22 protein-coding genes, 1 tRNA gene, 2 rRNA genes and 1 pseudogene are annotated in these 21,660 nt (G+C 43.5%); 22 read left to right on the forward strand and 4 right to left on the reverse strand.

All coding sequences use genetic code 11. The features are described 5' to 3' along the window. The 3 genes from HMPREF1150_RS0111020 to HMPREF1150_RS11010 all read left to right on the forward strand — a co-directional run. Positions 1-839, forward strand: a 23S ribosomal RNA gene (locus HMPREF1150_RS0111020); the annotation flags it as partial. Between the two features lie 116 nt (positions 840-955). Then, positions 956-1,071: ribosomal RNA gene (rrf, locus tag HMPREF1150_RS11015) — 5S ribosomal RNA — on the forward strand. Between the two features lie 5 nt (positions 1,072-1,076). Continuing rightward, positions 1,077-1,150, forward strand: a tRNA-Asn gene (locus tag HMPREF1150_RS11010). A gap of 231 nt (positions 1,151-1,381) precedes the next feature. Here HMPREF1150_RS11010 and HMPREF1150_RS11005 read toward each other — a convergent pair. Next, entirely contained in the window at positions 1,382-2,746 is a 1,365-nt protein-coding gene (locus HMPREF1150_RS11005; protein WP_009659040.1) for an aspartate kinase, read from the reverse strand. Between the two features lie 250 nt (positions 2,747-2,996). On the opposite strand from HMPREF1150_RS11005, the gene HMPREF1150_RS11000 reads away from it, so the two are divergent. From HMPREF1150_RS11000 to HMPREF1150_RS10925, 16 genes are all read left to right on the forward strand, one after another. Continuing rightward, a complete protein-coding gene (locus tag HMPREF1150_RS11000; protein WP_002908889.1) occupies positions 2,997-3,788 on the forward strand; it encodes an enoyl-CoA hydratase in 792 nt (263 codons plus the stop codon). 141 nt (positions 3,789-3,929) lie between these two features. Beyond that, the gene (locus HMPREF1150_RS10995) at positions 3,930-4,364 is read left to right on the forward strand and encodes a MarR family winged helix-turn-helix transcriptional regulator (protein WP_002901186.1); all 435 of its coding nucleotides are present in this window, start codon (positions 3,930-3,932) and stop codon (positions 4,362-4,364) included. Further along, a complete protein-coding gene (locus HMPREF1150_RS10990) occupies positions 4,364-5,338 on the forward strand; it encodes a beta-ketoacyl-ACP synthase III (protein ID WP_002908891.1) in 975 nt (324 codons plus the stop codon). The genes HMPREF1150_RS10995 and HMPREF1150_RS10990 overlap by 1 nt, the downstream gene beginning before the upstream one ends. A 55-nt stretch (positions 5,339-5,393) precedes the next feature. Continuing rightward, positions 5,394-5,618 carry an acyl carrier protein gene (locus HMPREF1150_RS10985; protein ID WP_002893611.1) on the forward strand — a complete coding sequence of 75 codons (225 nt, stop codon included), beginning with the start codon at positions 5,394-5,396 and terminating at the stop codon, positions 5,616-5,618. A gap of 135 nt (positions 5,619-5,753) precedes the next feature. Then, positions 5,754-6,728, forward strand: coding sequence for an enoyl-[acyl-carrier-protein] reductase FabK (gene fabK / locus HMPREF1150_RS10980; protein ID WP_002896881.1), 975 nt, complete (start codon positions 5,754-5,756; stop codon positions 6,726-6,728). After that, the gene (fabD, locus tag HMPREF1150_RS10975) at positions 6,721-7,641 is read left to right on the forward strand and encodes an ACP S-malonyltransferase (RefSeq protein WP_009659042.1); all 921 of its coding nucleotides are present in this window, start codon (positions 6,721-6,723) and stop codon (positions 7,639-7,641) included. The genes fabK and fabD overlap by 8 nt, the downstream gene beginning before the upstream one ends. Before the next feature lie 12 nt (positions 7,642-7,653). Continuing rightward, entirely contained in the window at positions 7,654-8,388 is a 735-nt protein-coding gene (gene fabG, locus HMPREF1150_RS10970) for a 3-oxoacyl-[acyl-carrier-protein] reductase (RefSeq protein ID WP_002896883.1), read from the forward strand. A 64-nt stretch (positions 8,389-8,452) separates the two neighbouring features. Further along, entirely contained in the window at positions 8,453-9,685 is a 1,233-nt protein-coding gene (fabF, locus tag HMPREF1150_RS10965) for a beta-ketoacyl-ACP synthase II (RefSeq protein WP_002927619.1), read from the forward strand. Between the two features lie 6 nt (positions 9,686-9,691). After that, positions 9,692-10,180: an acetyl-CoA carboxylase biotin carboxyl carrier protein gene (gene accB / locus HMPREF1150_RS10960; RefSeq protein WP_009659022.1), complete on the forward strand. Its 489-nt coding sequence runs from the start codon at positions 9,692-9,694 to the stop codon at positions 10,178-10,180. Further along, positions 10,177-10,599, forward strand: a complete 423-nt coding sequence (gene fabZ / locus HMPREF1150_RS10955) for a 3-hydroxyacyl-ACP dehydratase FabZ (RefSeq protein ID WP_002896886.1) — start codon at positions 10,177-10,179, stop codon at positions 10,597-10,599. The genes accB and fabZ overlap by 4 nt, the downstream gene beginning before the upstream one ends. A gap of 18 nt (positions 10,600-10,617) precedes the next feature. Beyond that, the gene (gene accC / locus HMPREF1150_RS10950; RefSeq protein WP_009659062.1) at positions 10,618-11,985 is read left to right on the forward strand and encodes an acetyl-CoA carboxylase biotin carboxylase subunit; all 1,368 of its coding nucleotides are present in this window, start codon (positions 10,618-10,620) and stop codon (positions 11,983-11,985) included. Positions 11,986-12,084: 99 nt separating this feature from the next. Then, a complete protein-coding gene (gene accD / locus HMPREF1150_RS10945; protein ID WP_002901174.1) occupies positions 12,085-12,948 on the forward strand; it encodes an acetyl-CoA carboxylase, carboxyltransferase subunit beta in 864 nt (287 codons plus the stop codon). Then, positions 12,945-13,715, forward strand: a complete 771-nt coding sequence (locus tag HMPREF1150_RS10940; protein WP_009659018.1) for an acetyl-CoA carboxylase carboxyl transferase subunit alpha — start codon at positions 12,945-12,947, stop codon at positions 13,713-13,715. Before accD ends, HMPREF1150_RS10940 begins: the two co-directional genes overlap by 4 nt. A 200-nt stretch (positions 13,716-13,915) precedes the next feature. Continuing rightward, complete coding sequence (locus HMPREF1150_RS10935; protein ID WP_009659051.1) at positions 13,916-14,464, forward strand: carboxymuconolactone decarboxylase family protein; 549 nt, start codon at positions 13,916-13,918, stop codon at positions 14,462-14,464. Positions 14,465-14,482: 18 nt separating this feature from the next. Further along, positions 14,483-15,547, forward strand: a complete 1,065-nt coding sequence (locus tag HMPREF1150_RS10930) for an acyl-CoA dehydrogenase family protein (RefSeq protein ID WP_009659063.1) — start codon at positions 14,483-14,485, stop codon at positions 15,545-15,547. A gap of 72 nt (positions 15,548-15,619) precedes the next feature. Then, complete coding sequence (locus HMPREF1150_RS10925; RefSeq protein ID WP_009659049.1) at positions 15,620-16,537, forward strand: TDT family transporter; 918 nt, start codon at positions 15,620-15,622, stop codon at positions 16,535-16,537. Between the two features lie 119 nt (positions 16,538-16,656). On the opposite strand, the gene serS is transcribed toward HMPREF1150_RS10925, so the two are convergent. After that, positions 16,657-17,934 (reverse strand): serine--tRNA ligase, encoded by a 1,278-nt coding sequence (gene serS, locus HMPREF1150_RS10920; RefSeq protein WP_009659002.1) that lies wholly within the window; start codon positions 17,932-17,934, stop codon positions 16,657-16,659. Positions 17,935-18,245: 311 nt separating this feature from the next. Between serS and HMPREF1150_RS10915 the strand changes: the two genes are divergently transcribed. The 3 genes and pseudogenes from HMPREF1150_RS10915 to HMPREF1150_RS0111025 all read left to right on the forward strand — a co-directional run bounded on the left by HMPREF1150_RS10915 (position 18,246) and on the right by HMPREF1150_RS0111025 (position 20,021). Beyond that, positions 18,246-18,803 (forward strand): TetR/AcrR family transcriptional regulator, encoded by a 558-nt coding sequence (locus HMPREF1150_RS10915; protein WP_009659007.1) that lies wholly within the window; start codon positions 18,246-18,248, stop codon positions 18,801-18,803. After that, a complete protein-coding gene (locus tag HMPREF1150_RS10910; protein WP_009659058.1) occupies positions 18,796-19,374 on the forward strand; it encodes an NAD(P)H-dependent oxidoreductase in 579 nt (192 codons plus the stop codon). The genes HMPREF1150_RS10915 and HMPREF1150_RS10910 overlap by 8 nt, the downstream gene beginning before the upstream one ends. A 13-nt stretch (positions 19,375-19,387) precedes the next feature. Next, a pseudogene (locus HMPREF1150_RS0111025) lies at positions 19,388-20,021 on the forward strand (GNAT family N-acetyltransferase). 186 nt (positions 20,022-20,207) lie between these two features. Here the strand turns inward: HMPREF1150_RS0111025 and HMPREF1150_RS10905 are convergent. Then, the gene (locus HMPREF1150_RS10905) at positions 20,208-20,570 is read right to left on the reverse strand and encodes a DUF956 family protein (protein WP_002908911.1); all 363 of its coding nucleotides are present in this window, start codon (positions 20,568-20,570) and stop codon (positions 20,208-20,210) included. Positions 20,571-20,640: 70 nt separating this feature from the next. Then, positions 20,641-21,660: a PTS system mannose/fructose/sorbose family transporter subunit IID gene (locus tag HMPREF1150_RS10900; RefSeq protein ID WP_009659011.1), complete on the reverse strand. Its 1,020-nt coding sequence runs from the start codon at positions 21,658-21,660 to the stop codon at positions 20,641-20,643.

Here is a 21,660-nt window from a genome sequence, read left to right on the forward strand (position 1 = left end):
GACCCCATGGAGCTTTACTGCAGTTTGATATTGAGTGTCTGTGCCACATGTACAGGATAGGTAGGAGCCTATGAAATCGGGACGCCAGTTTCGATGGAGGCGTTGTTGGGATACTACCCTTGTGTTATGGCCACTCTAACCCGGTAGGTTAATCATCTACGGAGACAGTGTCTGACGGGCAGTTTGACTGGGGCGGTCGCCTCCTAAAAGGTAACGGAGGCGCCCAAAGGTTCCCTCAGACTGGTTGGAAATCAGTCGCAGAGTGTAAAGGTATAAGGGAGCTTGACTGCGAGAGCTACAACTCGAGCAGGGACGAAAGTCGGGCTTAGTGATCCGGTGGTTCCGCATGGAAGGGCCATCGCTCAACGGATAAAAGCTACCCTGGGGATAACAGGCTTATCTCCCCCAAGAGTTCACATCGACGGGGAGGTTTGGCACCTCGATGTCGGCTCGTCGCATCCTGGGGCTGTAGTCGGTCCCAAGGGTTGGGCTGTTCGCCCATTAAAGCGGCACGCGAGCTGGGTTCAGAACGTCGTGAGACAGTTCGGTCCCTATCCGTCGCGGGCGTAGGAAATTTGAGAGGATCTGCTCCTAGTACGAGAGGACCAGAGTGGACTTACCGCTGGTGTACCAGTTGTCTTGCCAAAGGCATCGCTGGGTAGCTATGTAGGGAAGGGATAAACGCTGAAAGCATCTAAGTGTGAAACCCACCTCAAGATGAGATTTCCCATAACGCAAGTTAGTAAGAGCCCTGAGAGAAGATCAGGTTGATAGGTTAGAAGTGGAAGTGTGGTGACACATGGAGCGGACTAATACTAATCGCTCGAGGACTTATCCTAGAATAAGAAATTCATCAGAGTGCAGCGGATGGTTTAGAGAATTGTGAGATTTGATATTGTATTCAATTTTGAGTTGACAAGGCTTGTCTGAGAGGACAGGACAGTTAATTCAATAGTTAAGTGACGATAGCCTAGGAGATACACCTGTACCCATGCCGAACACAGCAGTTAAGCCCTAGAACGCCGGAAGTAGTTGGGGGTTGCCCCCTGTGAGATATGGAAGTCGCTTAGCGTTTATCCGCCATAGCTCAGTTGGTAGTAGCGCATGACTGTTAATCATGATGTCGTAGGTTCGAGTCCTACTGGCGGAGTTTGAAAGAGGTTTTACCTCTTTTTTTGTACTTTTTGGTATTATTTACAATGGGAGATAATTCTATGATTGTGAGTGGTAGTGTTAAAAGCTATTGTTTTTCAGATAGTCTGTGAATTAAATGACAGTATTTAGCAGTTAAATCAAAAAGGCAGAAGTTAGTGCGTAACTAACTTCTGCCTTTTTCGATTATCGAGTGATTGTATGATAAAAATGCTTCTGAGATTTGCATTTATGATTCTGTATTGACTTCAAAGAAGGCTCTGTATAAAGCACGAATGGCCGCTTTTTCTTGATTTTTTTTAACAACAAACATGATAGATACTTCGCTTGAGCCTTGGGACATCATTTGAATGTTGATATTGTTTTCTGAAAGAGCTTTAGTTGCAGTGGCAGTTACACCAATATGGCTTTTCATTTTTTCACCAACAATCATTATAATGGAAAGGTCGTGTTCAATTTCTGCATGATCAACCTCTGCTTTTTGGACAAGCTGACGAAGGATTTCTTCCTCTTTGATAGGAGTTAATTCGCGTTCCCGCAAGATAATGGAGAGGTCATCAATTCCTGTAGGCATATGCTCCCAACCAATATTCAAATCTTCTAGAATTTGAAGGACGCGTCTACCAAAACCGATTTCTCTGTTCATCAGGTACTTAGACATGTTAATACTGACAAAGCCTGCATCTCCAGCAATACCAACGACCGGTAAGTGATCCTTACTGTGTTTATGAACAATTTTAGTACCTGGATGTTCTGGGTTGTTGGTATTTTTAATAACCAGTGGGATTTTGCCGCGGTATGCTGGAAGCAGAGCTTCATCATGGAGAACAGTAAAGCCTGCGTAGGCTAATTCACGCATTTCACGATAGGTTAGCTCGGGAATGGAATGCGGTTTGTGGACAATGCCGGGATGGGCTGCAAAAATTCCATCAACATCGGTAAAGTTTTCATAAATATCTGCTTTAACACCCGCAGCAATGATAGAACCTGTAATATCGGAACCACCACGGGAGAAAGTACAGATTTGACCATCTTGAGTAACACCAAAGAAACCTGGGATAACTAGAACTTCGTCAGAATTGTTGAGTTCTTCAATCTTATCATAGCTGGAAGGAAGAATTCTTGCATTGCCAGGCTCACTGGAAACGACGAGTCCTGCTTCTCTCGGATGAACGTAGCTAGCTGGAATGCCATTTTGACTGAAATAAGCTGCAATTAATTTGGCGTTGTTGTTTTCTCCTGCAGCAAGAAAAGTATCATAAAGAAATGCGTTATCTTCAATTGGCAAGGTTGCAAGGCTTGTGATGCTTTTGGAAATTTTCTCCAGAACTTTTGGTTTCAAACCTAATTCTGCAATCATATCTGCATAGCGATTGATAATCCACTGTTGGTTAGGTGTGACATCATTTCCTGCAATATATTCTCGGTAATATTTAATCAGGGCATCGGTTACTTTGATATCGTCATCATGGCGTTTTCCTGGCGCTGATACTACAACAAATCGGCGTTCAGGATCAGATTTGACAATGTTCAAAACTTTTTCTAATTGAGTCGCAGAAGCCAGTGAACTTCCACCAAATTTTACAACTTTCATTGGTTCTCCTATCTTATTTTAAAAATTATAACAAAATTCTGAAAATTATTCAAACGCAGTTTTTATACTATTTTTATCCAAATTACTACTTTTACACTTCAAATTTGAAGAACATCTAATTTTTCCCATTTTTTATTTTCTTTCTTTTATATTTTATGATAAAATATAAGTTGTTTATAATTTGAATATCAAATTATTTAAGAATAAAACAAAACGGCTGATTTGAGATCGGGTCGGGAATGGAGCTGAAATGACATTTAATGGAATTCTCTATCATGTAGCAGATGAGGTAGCAACGATTACTTTCAATCGTCCTGAAGTTTCAAATGGCTTTAATATCCCTATGTGTGAGGAAATTTTAGAGGCTATTGAACTTGCTGCTAAGGATGAGTCCGTCAAATTTTTAGTTATCAATGCGAATGGTAAGGTTTTTTCAGTGGGTGGTGACTTAGCTGAGATGCAGAGAGCTGTCAGTGATGATGACGTCCAATCCTTGGTGAAAATCGCTGAATTGGTCAATGATATTTCTTTTGCTATGAAACGTCTTCCTAAGCCTGTCATCATGAGTGTTGATGGTCCTGTTGCTGGTGCGGCTGCTAATATGGTCGTTGCAGCTGATTTCTGTATTGCCACTGAAAAATCCCGCTTCATTCAGGCCTTTGTTGGGGTCGGTCTGGCGCCAGATGCTGGTGGTCTTTACTTACTGACTCGTGCTATCGGGGTGACTCGGGCGACCCATCTGGTCATGACTGGGGAAGCTCTGACTGCAGAGAAAGCTCTGGATTATGGCTTGCTTTATAAAGTCTGTGAAGCAGAGAAATTGGAAAAAACAACGGAACAGTTACTGAAGAAACTGAAACGAGGCTCTCTGAATTCTTACAGAGCCATGAAAGAAATGGTCTGGAAGAGTTTGTTCAGCGGCTGGTCTGAGTATGCTGAGCTAGAGTTGGAACTGCAGAAATCGCTGGCTTTCACAGAGGATTTCAAAGAAGGGGTTCGGGCTTATTCTGAGAAGCGTCGTCCAAACTTCACAGGTAAATAATGTATTGGTTCAAGGTTGCTTATTTTGCAAGTTGTTTACAAAAATATTTGAAAATCAAATTAATTTTCAAAAAAGCTTGCAAATTACTTTTCTATCTGATAAAATTTGATTGTCAAAGTATTTTCTTAAGGAGGTCTGGTTTTGAATTTTCAGTTAGTAAATGATTACTTAACGTCTATTTTCAATAATGTCTTGGTTATTGAAGAATCGAGCCTAAGAAGCAGTCGCTTCAACGATGTCTCCATTAAGGAAATGCATACAATAGATGTTATCGGCACAACCCCAAATGCTACTCCAAGTGATATATCACGAGAATTGATGGTGACTTTGGGAACTGTTACGACTAGTTTGAATAATCTGGAGCGTAAGGGTTATATTGAGCGGCGTCGGTCGGAAGTTGACCGTCGCGTGGTGCATCTGAATTTGACAAAGAATGGGCGGCTTTTGTATCGTCTTCACAAGCGATTCCACAACCGTATGGTCATGCAGGTAGTGGATGGGATGAGTCCAGAAGAGAGACAAGTGATGCAAAAGGGCCTGCAAAATTTATATAGTTTCCTAGAGGATTTGAAATAATGAACTATGCTAAGATTAGCCAGGTGGCTCATTATGCTCCCCGTCAGGTTGTCAGCAATGATGATCTGGCCGAGATTATGGATACCAGTGATAAGTGGATTTCAAGTCGAACTGGGATTAAAAACCGCCATTTATCGTCAGATGAAACGACCAGTGATTTAGCTACAAAAGTAGCAGAGAATTTGCTGCAAAAGTCAGGGATTTCTGCTCAAGACCTAGACTTTATCATTGTTGCCACCATTACGCCGGATTCTTTAATGCCTTCAACGGCTGCGAGAGTACAGGCCAATATTGGTGCTAAGAATGCATTTGCCTTTGATTTGACGGCGGCCTGCAGTGGCTTTATCTTCGCCTTATCGACTGGAGAAAAATTAATTTCTTCAGGTCGTTATCAAAAAGGTCTGGTTATAGGAAGTGAGACGCTCTCTAAGACTGTAGATTGGTCGGATCGTTCAACGGCTGTTCTCTTTGGAGATGGCGCTGGCGGTGTCCTGTTGGAAAGTGCTTCAGAACAGCATTTTTTGGCAGAAAGTCAGTTTACGGACGGATCTCGCGGAGATAGTCTGACCTGCGGAAAAATTGGTTTGTCTTCACCTTTTTCTGAAAAGGGTGAGAATCAGCCTTATCTGACAATGGACGGTCGAGCTATTTTTGATTTTGCTATTCGTGATGTTGCTCGTTCTATCAAAGAAACCATTGAAAGCAGTCAGCTTTTAGCGGAAGATTTGGATTTTCTGTTGTTGCATCAGGCCAATATCCGTATTTTGGATAAAATGGCTAAGAAGCTTGGTGTTGCGCGGGAGAAGCTTCCAGCCAATATGATGGAATATGGTAATACTAGTGCAGCTAGCATCCCGATTTTATTATCTGAGTGTGTGGAGCAAGGACTAATCAAACTGAACGGAAATCAGACAATTTTGATGTCAGGTTTTGGTGGGGGTTTGACATGGGGCACGCTTATTGTTACAATTTAGTTAATCAAGTGGAAACACATGATAAAAAATATTTTATTTTTAAAGGAGTCTATCCATGGCAGTATTTGAAAAAGTACAAGAAATTATCGTTGAAGAACTTGGCAAAGAGCCATCAGAAGTTACTCTTGAGTCAACTTTCGATGATCTTGAAGCAGATTCATTGGACTTGTTCCAAGTGATTTCAGAAATTGAAGATGCATTTGACATCCAAATCGAAACTGAAGAAGGTTTGAACACAGTTGGTGATTTGGTTGCTTATGTAGAAGAAAAAACTAAATAAGCAAGTAACTGAGAGTATCGAAAGATATTCTCTCTTGTTTAGGTAATAGTTTGACTGTCAAAGTAAAGAAAATACACCAGTATGTGATAGTTTGAGATCAAGCTATTACTTAAGCAATGATAAAAGGAAGGTATTATGCAAACACGTATTACAGAATTATTGAATATTGATTATCCTATTTTTCAAGGCGGGATGGCCTGGGTTGCTGACGGTGATTTGGCTGGTGCAGTTTCAAAAGCTGGTGGTCTTGGTATCATCGGTGGCGGAAATGCACCTAAGGAAGTAGTAAAGGCTAATATTGATAAGATTAAGTCCTTAACAGACCGTCCTTTCGGTGTTAATATCATGCTCCTGTCTCCTTTTGCGGACGATATTGTTGATCTCGTCATTGAAGAGGGAGTAAAAGTAGTAACAACTGGTGCAGGTAATCCAAGCAAGCACATGGCTCGTTTCCATGAAGCGGGGATTACAGTTATCCCTGTTGTGCCAAGTGTGGCCTTGGCTAAGCGGATGGAAAAAATCGGTGCGGATGCAGTCATTGCAGAAGGTATGGAAGCCGGTGGCCACATCGGGAAATTGACTACCATGTCCTTGGTTCGTCAGGTTGCAGAAGCAGTCAGCATCCCGGTTATTGCTGCCGGTGGTATTGCGGACGGTTCTGGGGCTGCAGCTGGATTTATGCTGGGAGCCGAGGCCGTTCAGGTCGGAACTCGCTTTGTCGTCGCTAAGGAATCTAATGCCCATCAGAACTACAAGGACATGATTTTGAAGGCTCGCGATATTGATACGACTATCTCTGCCCAGCATTTTGGTCATGCGGTTCGTGCTATCAAGAATAAGCTGACGCGTGATTTCGAAAAGGCAGAAAAAGAAGCCTTCAAGCAAGAAAATCCAGATTTGACTGTTTTTGAAAATCTTGGAGCTGGTGCGTTAGCCAATGCGGTTGTTCGCGGAGATGTGGAAAATGGTTCCGTCATGTCTGGTCAAATTGCTGGTTTAATCAGTAAGGAAGAAACAGTCGAAGAAATCCTCAAAGATATCTATTATGGTGCTGCTGAGAAGATTCAGCAGGAAGCAAAACGTTGGGCAGGAGTAACTAGAAATGACTAAAAGAGCCTTTCTCTTTGCCGGTCAGGGAGCGCAGTACCTTGGAATGGGGCGTGAGCTTTATGATCAGTATGAGCTTGTGCGGTCAACTTTTGATGAGGCTAGCCAAGTTCTAGGCTATGATGTCCGAGCTTTGATCGATCAGGATGAAGAAAAGCTCCATCAAACTCGCTACACGCAACCGGCTATTTTAACGACTTCAGTAGCTATTTATCGCCTCTTAGCTGATAAGGGAATAGAGCCTGACATGGTAGCTGGTCTCTCTCTTGGAGAATATTCTGCTTTGGTGGCTGCGGGCGCCCTTGATTTCAAGACGGCGGTGGCCTTGGTTGCTAAACGCGGTAGCTTTATGGAAGAGGCAGCTCCAGCTGGTTCTGGGAAAATGGTCGCAGTTTTAAATGCAGAAGTTTCTCTCATTGAAGCAGTCTGTCAAGAAGCAAGTGCTATTGGTGTAGTCTCACCAGCCAACTATAATACGCCTAGTCAGATTGTTATTGGCGGAGAAGTGGCAGCGGTGGACAAAGCTGTGGAGCTTTTGAAAGATGCCGGTGTCAAGCGCTTAATCCCACTTAATGTATCTGGACCATTCCATACGGCGCTTTTAAAGCCAGCCAGCGAGCGATTGGCAGAAGTCTTGGAAACAGTTGAGTTTTCAGATTTTGTCCGGCCATTAGTCGGAAATACAGAAGCAACTGTGATGGAAAAAGAGAGAGTCAAAGAGCTTTTGACTCGTCAGGTAATGGAGCCAGTGCGTTTCTATGACAGCATTGCTAAAATGCAGGAAGCTGGTGTGACTGAGTTTATCGAAATTGGTCCTGGCAAAGTTCTGTCTGGTTTTATTAAGAAAATTGATAAGTCTGCGGATGTCCGCCAAGTTGAAGATGTAGAAAGTTTAAATGCTCTTCTAGAAAAATAATGAGGAATCATCATGGAATTACAAAACAAGAATGTATTAATTACTGGGTCCGCTCGCGGAATTGGATTGGCAATTGCGCATAAATTTGCTAGTGTCGGTGCCAATATCATCTTAAACGGACTAGCGGAGATTTCTGATGATGTTTTGGCTGGATTTGCCGGCTATTCTGGGAAAGTTGTGACTGTTATTGGAGATGTTTCCAAAGCTGAAGATGCCCAGCGAATGGTAGAAGAAGCCGTTGCAGCTTTGGGATCTGTTGATGTACTGATCAATAACGCTGGTATTACACGTGATAAGCTAATGCTGAAAATGACGGAAGAAGATTTTGAGCAGGTGCTGAAAGTGAATCTTACTGGGGCATTCAATATGACACAATCAGTCCTGAAACCGATGACAAAAGCTCGTCAGGGTGCTATCATCAGTCTGTCAAGTGTCGTTGGTCTGGCAGGGAATGTAGGTCAGGCTAACTATGCTGCTTCCAAGGCTGGTCTGATTGGTTTTTCTAAATCAGTTGCCCGTGAGGTAGCAGCGCGTAATATCCGTGTCAACTGTATTGCCCCTGGCTTTATCGCATCTGATATGACAGATGTACTTCCAGAAAAAGTAAAGGCTGCGTCTCTGGCACTCATTCCAATGAAGCGTTTTGGTACTCCAGAAGAAGTTGCAGATGTTGCGCTCTTCTTGGCAGGTCAAGAATATCTGACGGGACAAGTCCTCACGATTGATGGCGGCTTTACAATGCAGTAAGTCACAGTTTTTGAATATTAACGAGTATAAAATCAGTTGATTCATCTAAATAAAGGAGCTCAATATGAAACTTAATCGAGTTGTTGTAACAGGATACGGTTTAACTTCACCTATCGGGAATACTCCGGAAGAATTCTGGAATAATTTAAAAGAAGGCAATATTGGAATCGGTCCAATTACTAAATTTGATCATAGTGAATACAGTGTTCACAATGCGGCGGAAATTCAGGATTTTCCATTTGATAAATATTTTGTCAAAAAGGATACCAACCGTTATGATAATTACACTCTTTATGCGCTTTATGCCTCTCAAGAAGCAGTGAATAATGCTCACTTAGATGTAGATGCGTTGGATAAGGATCGCTTTGGTGTCATTGTGGCTTCAGGTATCGGTGGGATTCAGGAAATTGAAGAGCAGGTTGTTCGCTTGCATGAAAAAGGTCCTAAACGTATCAAACCTTTGACCTTGCCAAAAGCTCTGCCAAATATGGGGGCAGGAAATGTGGCTATGCGCTTTGGAGCCAATGGTATCTGTAAGTCTGTCAATACGGCCTGTGCCTCAGCCAACGATGCGATTGGTGAAGCTTTCCGCTCAATTAAGTTCGGTTATCAAGATGTGATGCTGGTTGGTGGTTCAGAAGCTTCTATTACACCATTTGCGATTGCTGGTTTCCAAGCTCTGACTGCTCTTTCTACCACAGAAGATCCTAAGCGTGCTTCTATTCCTTTTGACAAGGACCGCAATGGCTTTGTCATGGGTGAAGGTTCTGGTATGCTGGTCCTGGAAAGTTTGGAACATGCTGAGAAGCGCGGAGCTACTATCTTGGCTGAGGTGGTAGGATACGGTCATACTTGCGACGCTTACCATATGACTTCTCCGCATCCAGAAGGTTTGGGAGCTATCAAGGCTATCAAACAGGCGGTTGAAGAAGCTGAAATTGAGCCAAAAGATGTGGCTTATGTCAATGCTCACGGTACATCAACCCCTGCTAACGAAAAAGGCGAAAGCGGAGCCATTGTTTCTGTCTTTGGTAAAGACGTAGCGGTGTCTTCTACTAAATCCTTTACAGGACACCTGCTCGGTGCAGCGGGCGCGGTTGAGGCTATTGCAACGATTGAAGCAATGCGTCATAGCTATGTGCCAAAAACAGCTGGTACAACAGAGCTGCCAGACTATATTGAAGCCAACGTTATTTACGGTCAAGGTAAGGAACAGGAAATCCCTTATGCGATTTCCAATACATTTGGCTTTGGCGGCCACAATGCCGTTCTTGCCTTTAAACGCTGGGAGGCTTAAAAACCTATGAATATCAATGAAATTAAAGATTTAATGGCACAGTTTGACCAGTCTAGTCTGCGTGAGTTTTCTTACAAAAATCAGAGCGATGAGCTAACTTTTAGTAAGAATGAAGGTCAGGTTGCAGTTCCAACAGCCAGTGCAGCTCCAATTGCTGCACCTTTGCAGGCTGCAAGTTCGCCTGTGATTGAGCCAACTCCTCAAGCAGCTCCGTCTGCAGAGCCAGAACCAGCTTCAGAAGTTCCGGCACCTGCTGCTGAAGGTGATGTAGTGGAAAGCCCTTTAGTTGGTGTGGCTTACTTAGCAGCAGGTCCAGACAAACCACCGTTTGTATCTGTTGGAGACCAAGTTAAAAAAGGTCAAACCCTGATGATTATTGAAGCAATGAAAGTCATGAATGAAGTTCCAGCACCTAAAGATGGTCTGGTTACAGAAATTCTGGTTCAGAATGAAGAAATGGTTGAATTTGGGAAAGGGCTGGTACGCATCAAATGATTGATATTAATGCAATAAAAGAAGCACTTCCGCACCGCTATCCGATGCTTTTGGTAGACCGCGTTTTGGAAGTTAGTGAAGATGAGATTGTTGCTCTGAAAAATGTGACAGTCAATGAGCCTTTCTTTAATGGACATTTTCCTCAATACCCTGTTATGCCAGGTGTCTTAATCATGGAAGCTCTGGCTCAAACGGCTGGAGTGCTGGAATTGTCTAAAGAAGAAAATAAGGGCAAATTGGTCTTCTATGCTGGCATGGACAAGGTTAAGTTCAAGAAGCAAGTTGTACCAGGTGACCAACTGATTATGACAGCTAAGTTTGTCAAGCGCCGCGGAACGATTGCGGTTGTAGAGGCGAAAGCAGAAGTTGACGGAAAGCTTGCAGCCAGCGGTACCTTGACCTTTGCGATTGGCCAGTAGATAAAAGGAGCTTTCACCATGTTTCGTAAAATTTTAATTGCTAACCGTGGGGAAATTGCGGTCAGAATCATTCGTGCAGCCCGCGAGTTGGGAATTGATACGGTAGCTGTTTATTCAACAGCTGACAAGGAAGCACTCCATACCCTACTGGCTGATGAGGCTGTCTGTATCGGTCCAGCCAAGTCAACTGATTCTTATCTAAATATGAACGCTGTCCTGTCTGCTGCTGTTCTGACAGGTGCAGAAGCCATTCATCCTGGTTTTGGTTTTTTGAGCGAAAACTCTAAATTTGCGACCATGTGCGAAGAAGTCGGCATTAAATTTATTGGGCCTTCAGGTGCTGTTATGGACATGATGGGGGACAAGATTAATGCTCGGGCTCAGATGATTAAAGCGAAAGTACCAGTTATCCCAGGTTCTGATGGAGAAGTTCATACCTCTGAAGAAGCTTTGGAAGTTGCAGAAAAGATTGGTTATCCAGTCATGCTTAAAGCTTCTGCTGGAGGCGGCGGCAAAGGCATTCGTAAGGTTGAAAAGGCTGAGGATTTAGTAGCTGCCTTTGAGTCTGCTTCTAGCGAAGCCAAAGCGGCCTTTGGTAATGGTGCCATGTATATGGAGCGAGTCATCTATCCAGCGCGCCATATTGAAGTGCAGATTTTAGCTGATCAGCAGGGGCATGTAGTCCACTTGGGCGAGCGGGATTGCTCTTTGCAGCGTAATAATCAGAAAGTACTGGAAGAAAGTCCATCTGTGGCAATTGGGAAAACCTTGCGTCAGCAGATTGGTGAAGCAGCTGTTCGGGCTGCTCAGTCTGTCGGCTATGAAAATGCTGGTACAATTGAGTTTCTGCTTGATGAAGCCAAGGGTGAATTCTACTTTATGGAGATGAACACTCGGGTGCAGGTTGAGCATCCAGTCACCGAGTTTGTTACCGGTGTGGATATTGTAAAAGAGCAAATCAAGATTGCAAACAGTCAAGAACTGTCCTTCAGTCAGGATAATGTTGAAATCCGAGGGCATGCAATTGAGTGTCGGATCAATGCTGAAAATCCAGCCTTTAACTTTGCGCCGAGTCCTGGTAAGATTTCAAATGTTTATCTGCCAAGCGGTGGAGTGGGGCTGCGCGTGGATTCAGCCGTCTATCCTGGCTATACCATCCCGCCTTACTACGATAGCATGATTGCGAAGATAATTGTTCATGGGGAAAATCGCTTCGATGCTCTGATGAAGATGCAACGTGCACTCTATGAACTAGAAATTGACGGTGTTGTGACCAATAGTGGCTTCCAACTGGACTTAATCTCAGATTCTAATGTAATTGCTGGTGATTATGACACAGCCTTTCTCATGGAGAAGTTCCTTCCGGCTTATCAAGAGAAACAATAGATACGACATGTAAGAGCTGCTCTGTAAACTCGAAAGACAGTGGCTCTTGCAGTTTGATGTGCCTGAGTATAAAATCTTGCAAAGGAGAAGACGTAAACGATGGCTTTGTTTTCAAAGAAGGATAAATATATCCGTATCAATCCTAATCGAGCGAGTCGGGAAAAGCCTCAAGCAAAGCCTGAGGTACCAGACGAACTCTTTTCGAAATGCCCAGGTTGTAAGCATACCATTTACCAAAAAGATCTTGGAAATGACAGTGTGTGTCCTAACTGTGGCTATAATTTCCGTATTTCTGCTCATGAGCGCTTAAACCTAACCGTAGATGAGAATAGTTTTGAGGAGATGTTCACTGGAATTGAAACCAAGGATCCTCTGAACTTCCCTAATTATCAAGAAAAATTGGCTCTTACCCGAGAGAAGACAGGCTTAGATGAGGCGGTTCTGACTGGAACAGCTAGTATCAAGGGGCATAAAACGGCTCTTGGAATCATGGATTCAAACTTTATCATGGCTTCTATGGGGACAGTTGTGGGTGAAAAGATTACCCGTCTCTTTGAGTATGCAACAGAGCATAAATTGCCGGTCGTTCTGTTTACGGCTTCTGGCGGTGCCCGCATGCAGGAGGGCATTATGAGCTTGATGCAGATGGCTAAGGTCTCTGCGGCTGTTCAGCGGCACTCTGCAGCAGGTCTCTTCTATCTGACCGTCTTGACAGATCCGACGACTGGTGGTGTTACAGCCTCTTTCGCAATGGAAGGTGATATTATTCTGGCTGAAACACAGGCTCTGGTTGGATTTGCGGGGCGTCGGGTTATTGAATCCACGGTTCGTGAGAAGCTGCCAGATGATTTTCAAAAGGCTGAATTTCTCATGGAGCATGGTTTTGTAGATGCCATCGTCAAGCGTGGGGACATGAGAGATACACTTGCTACCTTATTAGCATTCCATGGAGGTCAAGCATGACAAAAATCACTCGGATTATTAAAGAAGCGCGTGATCAGGCTCGTTTGACTGCGCTGGATTTTGCACAAGGAATTTTTGATAACTTCGTTGAGCTGCATGGAGATCGCTCTTTTCGAGATGACGGTGCGGTGATTGGAGGTATCGGGACGCTAAACGGTCAGCCTGTAACGGTGGTCGGTATTCAAAAGGGACGCAATTTGCAGGACAATCTGCGCCGAAACTTTGGACAGCCACATCCGGAAGGCTACCGTAAGGCCCTGCGCCTCATGAAGCAGGCGGAAAAATTTGGCCGTCCTGTGGTAACTTTCATCAATACGGCTGGTGCCTACCCTGGTGTCGGTGCTGAGGAGCGCGGTCAAGGGGAAGCCATTGCCCGTAACTTGATGGAAATGAGCAATCTCAAAGTACCGATTATTGCCATCATCATTGGTGAAGGTGGCTCTGGTGGGGCTTTGGCTTTAGCTGTAGCAGACAAGGTCTGGATGCTGGAAAACTCTATGTATGCAGTTCTCAGTCCAGAAGGCTTTGCTTCTATCCTCTGGAAAGACGGCAGCCGCGCTATGGAAGCGGCAGAGCTGATGAAAATTACTTCACACGAGCTCTTGCAGATGGAAGTGGTGGATAAGGTTATTCCTGAAAGAGGATTTAACAACCATGAATTACTGGCTGCAGTGAAAGAAGAAATCGCAACGGAGTTGGATAGTCTGTCTCAGCTTCCTTTGGAGCAATTATTGGAAAATCGCTACCAGCGATTCAGGAGATATTAAAAAAATCGAAGCCAGAAGGCTTCTTTTTCTCGTTTCGGATTCTTATTTGGAATTGATGTGGAGCTACCTCACGAGGGAAATATATTTTAGTTTGAAAAATCGCATTATATTCTCTTTATAGGACTTATATAAAATATATATTATACAAGCCATTGATCCTATGTTAAGATAGTTTCTAATTAAAAGAAATGAGGTTTCATATGTCAGAATTTACTATCCACACGATTGAGTCCGCACCAGCTGAGGTAAAAGAAGTCCTGGAAACTGTTCAAAAAGATAATGGTGGCTACATTCCCAATCTTATCGGTCTTTTGGCCAATGCACCAACTGCCTTGGAAACGTATCGGACGGTTGGAGCCATCAATCGCCGTAACAGTCTGACACCGACTGAGCGTGAAGTAGTGCAGATTACGGCTGCAGTTACCAATGGCTGTGCTTTCTGTGTGGCGGGTCATACAGCCTTTTCAATCAAACAGATTCAAATGAATGATGATCTTTTGGAGGCTCTGCGCAATCGTACTCCGATTGATACAGATCCGAAGCTAGATACGCTTGCTAAATTTACCATTGCTGTCATTAATACTAAGGGACGGGTCGGAGACGAGGCTTTGGCAGACTTCCTAGAAGCAGGCTATACACATGAGAATGCTCTAGATGTAGTTCTGGGTGTCAGCCTTGCGACCCTTTGCAATTATGCCAATAATTTGGCCAACACGCCAATTAATCCGGAATTGCAACCTTATGCTTAGTCTTTGAGGAGGTGGCAAATGACATTTTTTTCAGAAGAGTTTATCAACTGGTTGGATAATCACGCTGACCAAATTGACAAAGAATCCTGTGCAGCGGGTAACCAACTGATTGAGCGTATCGCCGCTGAAGGAGCCTTTAGGGTTGGCGTTCCAGAAGAGCTGGGAGGCCGAGGTGGCAATGATACGGATGTGATTGAAGTGCTCAAGGAGCTGGCTCACCATTCCTTGACCGCTTCCTTTATCTCTTGGGGACAAAGGACCTTTATTGATAACATTTTAAAATCTCCTAATCCCTACTTTAGAGACCCCTATTTGGAAGGGCTCCTGTCAGGGGAATATGCAGGTGCGACAGCCCTGTCCAATGCTGTCAAATTCCTGTCGGACCTAGAGGAGTTAAATGTCTCTATTGTGGAGGAAGACGGGCAGCTTTATCTCAAGGGGCGTCTGCCTTGGGTAACCAATGCTCGAGCGGATCGCTTCCTCAGTATATTTGTTGCCGGTTTCGAAGACGGGAGCCGCCAGCCTCTGGTTCTGGCTGTGCCGTCTGACGCAGAGAATTTCTCCCGTTCAGCGGATTTAGAGTTTGTATCCTTGCAAGGGGGAAATACAGCTGCCCTGACCTTTAACCATGTGCCTTTGCAAGAGAAATGGATTCTCGCTCGAGATGCCCAGACCTTTTTGGCAGAAAATCGCCCAGCTTTTCTAGGTTATCAGTTTGGTCTGGCTCTTGGCCTAGCGGAGAAATCGCTGGCGGAGGTCGAAGCTAATCTGTCAGTCCGCTCTATTTTGAGAGAGGAGTGGGAGGAGCAAGTGGCTGCTCTGACTGCGATCCAGGATCAGCTCTATAGAGGTCTTCTTCAGCCTGGTTATTTTGTTGAGCGTCCTAAGGAGCTCTTCCAGCTGCGAATTGATATAGTTGATGTGGTGGCCCAAAGTCTGCTCTTAGAGCTGCAGGCTAGTGGAGGCAGAGGATATTTGAGTAATTCGACTTCTGGCTTTATTCGCCGTTGGAACGAAGGAGCTTTTCTTCCCATTGTCTCACCGAGTGCAGTCCAGCTACGGCATATTTTAGAAGTTTCATAGAAATGATAGCAAACAAACGTTTGATTGTCATTGAAAAGGGACTTCAAGACATTACTATAAAGGAGTTGCATCGTGAACAGCAAACGACCGCCCATTCTCTTATCCGGGTTGATTCTTGGCCTATTTGGTTTAGCTAATCTTTTACTGAACTACCATTCTATCTTTTTCCACTTCTTGAATGGTCTGGCTTTGATACTTTGGCTTTATCTGACACTGGCTTTAGTGCTGTCATTTTCGTACTATCGACAGGATTTGCAAAAGGCCCCTTTCTTATCGAGCTTTGCGACTTATCCTATGGCTAGTATGCTCTTAGCTGCTTACCTAAGCAAGCTTGGCTTATTTTGGGTGAGTCAGTTGCTTTGGTACATGGCCTTGCTGCTGCATGTTTTTCTAATAGTTATCTTTACTTGGAAGAATGTGTTTAAGGCCGAAGGATTATCTTTAACCCCGAGCTGGACGGTCCTATATGTTGGATTAGCCATGGCAAGCTTGACTCAGGGTGTAGTTCATCAGCCGCTTTTGGGCTATTTGGCTTGGTTTTTTGCTCTGCTACTGAGTTTGCTTCTCTATCCCTTGTTTTACAAGGTTAGGCGGACACAAAGGCTGCCAGATACTTTAAAGCCACAGTGGGCCATTTACTGTGCGCCTTTCTCGCTCCTGCTGGGAAGTTATATCCGTCTGGCTGGTTCTGATGCTGAAGGTTGGTTTGTTGCCTTGCTGCTCCTCTTATCGCAGGCCTTTTATCTCTTGGTCCTATGTCTTTTACCTCGCATTTTCCGACTGGGGCCTCAGCTTAGCTGGTCAGCCTTGACCTTTCCTCTTGTCAATACAGCTTTTGCCCTGAAACTGGGACTTGATTATCTAGGTTGGACCTGGCTTGTTTGGCTAAGTCATGCAGAAGCTCTGCTAGCTTTCGCAATCGTCCTCTATGTTTGTTTTTACTATACAGTCTCATTGCGAGCTAGAAAGATAACAAAAAATCCGAGATGATACTCTTTGAAAATCTGTTTTTGATTTTCTCTGAGTTGATCTCGGATTTTTTAATTTTAGCAAAATAAGTCTTTGTATAGACCTAATGATACAGGTAAAGTATCAGGATGATCTGATTTTTATTTTGGCGCGATGACTTCTAATCCACCCATGTAAGGACGCAGAACCTCTGGGATAGTTACAGAACCATCTTCGTTTTGGTAATTCTCTAAGATAGCTGCCACCGTACGTCCGACAGCCAGTCCAGAACCGTTGAGAGTATGAAGGAGTTTGACCTTACCATCTGCTTCATCACGGTAGCGGATTTGAGCTCGACGAGCTTGGAAATCTTCTGTGTTAGAGCAGCTAGAGATTTCACGGTAGGTGTTTTGAGCCGGAATCCAAACTTCCAAGTCGTAGGTCTTAGCAGCTGAGAAGCCCATATCTCCAGTACAGAGTGCTACAACGCGGTAAGGCAGATTCAGCTTTTGCAGGATGTTTTCTGCGTTGGCAGTCATCTTTTCCAGCTCTTCATAAGATTCTTCTGGCTTGGCAAATTTCACCATTTCAACTTTGTGGAACTGGTGCAGACGGATTAGACCGCGCGTGTCACGACCAGCAGAACCCGCTTCAGAGCGGAATGATGGGCTCATAGCCGTGAAGTAGATTGGCAATTCTTTTCCGTCGAGAATTTCGTCTCGATAATAGTTGGTCAGTGGAACTTCAGCAGTCGGAATCAGAACGAAGTTGGTATCGCTTAGCTCAAACGTATCTTCTTTGAACTTAGGATATTGCCCAGTCCCAAACATGGAATCGTGGTTTACCATATAAGGAGTGATGACTTCAGTATAGCCTTCTTTGCCATGCTCGTCCAGCATAAAATTGTAGATGGCACGCTCAAGTCTTGCTCCCAGCCCCTTATAGAAGAGGAAGCGAGCACCAGTAACTTTTGCCCCACGTTCCCAGTCTAAGATGTCCAAATCCTCACCCAAATCCCAGTGAGCTTTGGCTTCAAAGTCAAATTGGCGCGGTGTGCCCCAGCGACGAACTTCAACGTTTTCGTCTTCATCCGCTCCGACAGGAACACTTTCGTGCGGGATATTAGGCAGAGTGGTAGTGAACTCGGTCAACTTAGCGTCTAGCTCAGCCAAGGTTGCGTCTAAGTTCTTGACTTCAGCAGAAAGTTTTTGCATAGCAGCAATCTTGTCATCAGCATTTTCTTTGTTGCGTTTAGCTTGGGCAATTTCAGCAGAAACAGTATTGCGCTCTGCCTTGAGTTCTTCGACCTTGACTAACAAATTCCGGCGTTCTTTGTCAATGGTTTTCATTTGGTTGAGTGTAGCAGCGTCAACACCTCGCGTAGCCAATTTTTCAGCGACAGAATCAAAATCTGTACGGATGCGTTTTAAATCTAACATAAGTACCTCCAAAAATAAAAAGCGCTTTATGAAACTGTTGGAGCGGCATAACCGCGGTTCCATCCAACTTCACAAAAGTGCACTTGCTTAATTATTCATTTTTAAAACTAACGGTAGAATTTCCTATTTTCTCCCTATCTGCTCACAGCCGCCGCAGACTTTCTGAAAAGTGCCCAATAGTACTTATCCGTTTCGACTATTATACAGGATTTTCCGGAAAATGTAAATCCTAGGATAGGAAAAATCTTGACAGAAAAAGATAACTATGTTATCTTTAGATAAAGGTAACATAGTTATCTAAAGGAGTTCTTATGGTAAAACAAACAACGCGCGACCGTATGATTGAGAAGGCAAGCCAGCTTATCAGAGAGTATGGCTATCAGAATATCCCCCTGAGAAAACTGGCATCTCTGCTGGGGGTTACGACTGGTGCTTTTTACAAGGCTTTTGAGAATAAGGAGGATATTTATTATCAGGTCTGTCTTTTGGAAAACCAGAGCCAGCTTAGACGTTTAGAGGAGCAGTATCTTGACGGAGTATCTGATCCTTTGGATTGCATTTGGCAGATAGGACTCTTTCTTTTATCAGAATATGAGACCAACAGTCGGATGATGGATTTTCTCTTTTTCAGTCCTGTGGCGATAGAGGCTTACCGGAAAGGTGAGCTTCTGGAAATCGGGAACAAGACGGTGGTTTATCTGGATCAGCTGCCTATTGAGAGTCAGAAAGAGAAAAAGATTCTTTTGCTCAAGCTGGACACCTTCATCACAGGCTATGGGCATTTTATTGCCAAAGGTTTGGAGCCTTTTGATGAGGAAGTCTATCGCTCAATGTTCAATGATTTACTAGGAGGTTACAAATATGAGTAAAAATCTCATTGTTTATGCACATCCCTATGATAAAAGCTTTAACCATGCTATTTTAGAGCAGGTTCAGGACTTGTTGGAGAAGAAAGGTCAGACCTATGAACTGATCGATCTCTATGAGGATGGTTTTAATCCTGTCTATACCAAGGAAGAGCTAGCGCTTTTTAATAAAGGTCAGGCACTAGACCCGCTGGTTTTAAAATATCAGGAAGCTCTTGCGTCCTGTGACCGCCTTATCATGATTTTTCCTATCTGGTGGGCGGATATGCCAGCTATTGTCAAGGGCTTTGAAGATAAGGTCTTTTTGAAAAATAAGATTTACGAGGAGACGAAGACTCGCCAGTTAGTTGGTCGTTTGACCAATATTAAAGAGGTATTGGCTATTACTACCTCTGCAGCACCGACCTTCTATCTTAAATATTTCTGTGGTGATGTCGTCAAGAAAGCTATGTTGGGCCATACCTTTAAGTCTATCGGTGCTAGACAGCGCCGTTGGATGAATTTCGGGAATATTTCTCAGTCTACAGCTGAAAAACGTCAAGCTTTTTTAGAAAAATTAGCAGAAAAGATTTGAAGAGGTAGCTATCATGATTCGTTTTAGAAGAGCAGATGAAAGGGATCTTGCTGCTGCGGTCTCGGTTTTAACTGCTGCTTTTGCGGAGCATGAGGTCTACAGAGAAAAATTCCGTCCTCTCTTTGGCAGCAGCTGGTCTTATATTGATTTTCTAAATAGATTGCATGCAGTTATGGTTAAGGCGGCGATGCGTCATCATATTTGCCTGCTTGCTGAAGTGGACGGGCGTCTTATGGCGGTCGCTACTATTCATAAGCTCGGTAGCCATCCTGTCGGTATACTTTCTTTTTTGCGGGCAGGAGCATGGAGGATGTGGCAATATATTCCCCAGCTTTTAGCCTTTCAAAAAGTCTTTGGGGAGGGGAGTAAAGAAGCTAAGAAAAAGGGGGGGGTCAACTCTATATCTTGAACTGCTGGGTGTGCTGCCTGATTATCAAGGACAGGGAGTTGGCGGTCTTTTTATCTCAAAGGGACTTGAACTACTTGCCAAAGAAGAGAAATGCCAGCGGCTTACTTTGATTACTCATACAGAAAGCAACTGTCGTTTTTACAAAAAGAACGGATTTAAACAACTAGATGTCCGTGATGTTGAAGGTGTTAAGACATGGACTTTCGAGAAAAATTTAGCTGATGTTTATACTTTTTAAAAATCTAATGATGCGGTTTTGCATTGATAATGTTAGCTTACCCCACCCTATCATTTCAAGGGGCTGAAATAGTGCATTCTCAGATTGTTTCACTTTCCAATTTTTTGTGCTAGCTCCATCTTGCTGATACAAGCAGCTTTTATCTTAGTCGAAAATATAAAAAATAAGGTTGAAACTTTTTCAACCTTATTTTTTCTTCTTAAAGATTCCAGCAATTTTTTGTAACAGAGTCGGCAATCTAACGACCTTGTCATTACCAATATGCTCCCGCGCAATTTTGAGTATCTTACCAGAGTCTTTGGAGGCAAAGAGAAACTTTCCTTTATCAGTCCAGATTTCAAAGTGGCGGCTGACTTTCTTACCAGAAACATTAGCACCGATAGCAGTGATGCTAGTCCAAGGCAGCTGGATATAGTCTTCTACATTGGCATCAGCGTAAAACTCCAGCGCTGTCTCGCCGATTAAAAATTTCCCAACCTTTCCGCCTAATCCAAGATAGGATACGCCAGTAGTATTAAACTCAACTGTTTTGTTTTGTGACTGTGCCATAGAGTAACTCCCTTTTAAATAATATAGCTATTATACCACAATAAAAAGAAGGCCGAAACCTTCTTTTTGATTACATCAAACCAACTACATGAGCTAGAATGCCGACTACGAAGAGAGCAACGATGATAGTGATTGGTGAAACTTTCTTCTTAAGCAACCACATGCAGAGGAAAGTCAGAATCAATCCCATTAAACCTGGAATCAAAGAGTCTAAGTTTTGTTGGAAAGTTGTGACCTTTTCAGGAGTTTGAGAAGCCCCCTCAGCTACTTGTTTAAAAGCACTGTGTATTCCATTATTAATAGACGATTGGAAATTTGTTATTTCCTCAGGAGATAGTCCTTTGCCTCCGCTCAATTTGTCAGTCAATTCTTTACTAAAGGAAACAAGCTTATCCCAATGAATATAGGCTTTGTCTTCTAACTTGACAGATGATACGTTAAAGATAAATTTAATAGATACCCATTGTTTGATAAGAACACCAATAATAAACATACCTAAAATCGATGCACCTTTAGTAATATCTTGGAGAATTCCTCCAGAAAGATCCTTAGTGATTTCTGAACCAGCCTTGTATCCCAATTCTTGTGTGTACCACAAGAAAGCCATCCGGATAGCATTCCAAGCTAGGAAGAAGATAACAGGGCCAAGAATATTTCCTGTTAAAGCAAGAGATGCTCCCAGAGCTCCAAGAATAGGACGAACTGTAAACCAGAAGACAGGGTCTCCGATACCAGCCAGAGGTCCCATCATACCAATTTTAACCCCTTGGATAGCTACATCGTCAATTTCAACTCCATTAGCCTTTTCTTCTTCTAATGCTAAGGTTACGCCTAGAATTGGAGCTGCAACATATGGGTGAGTATTGAAGAATTCCAAGTGACGTTCAAGAGCAGCAGCTTGATCTTCTTTTTTAGTGTAGAGTTTTTTGATGGCAGGAATAAGCGCATATGCCCAACCCAAGTTTTGCATCCGTTCATAGTTCCAAGAACCTTGCAAGAAAGTAGAACGCCACCAAACTTTTTGACGGTCAGCCTTTGAAAGAGTCAATTTTCCTGACTCATCAGGTTTTACAGTATTTAATTCTGTCAT

The organism is Streptococcus sp. AS14, from assembly GCF_000286495.1.
Taxonomy (GTDB): Bacteria; Bacillota; Bacilli; order Lactobacillales; family Streptococcaceae; genus Streptococcus; species Streptococcus sanguinis_P.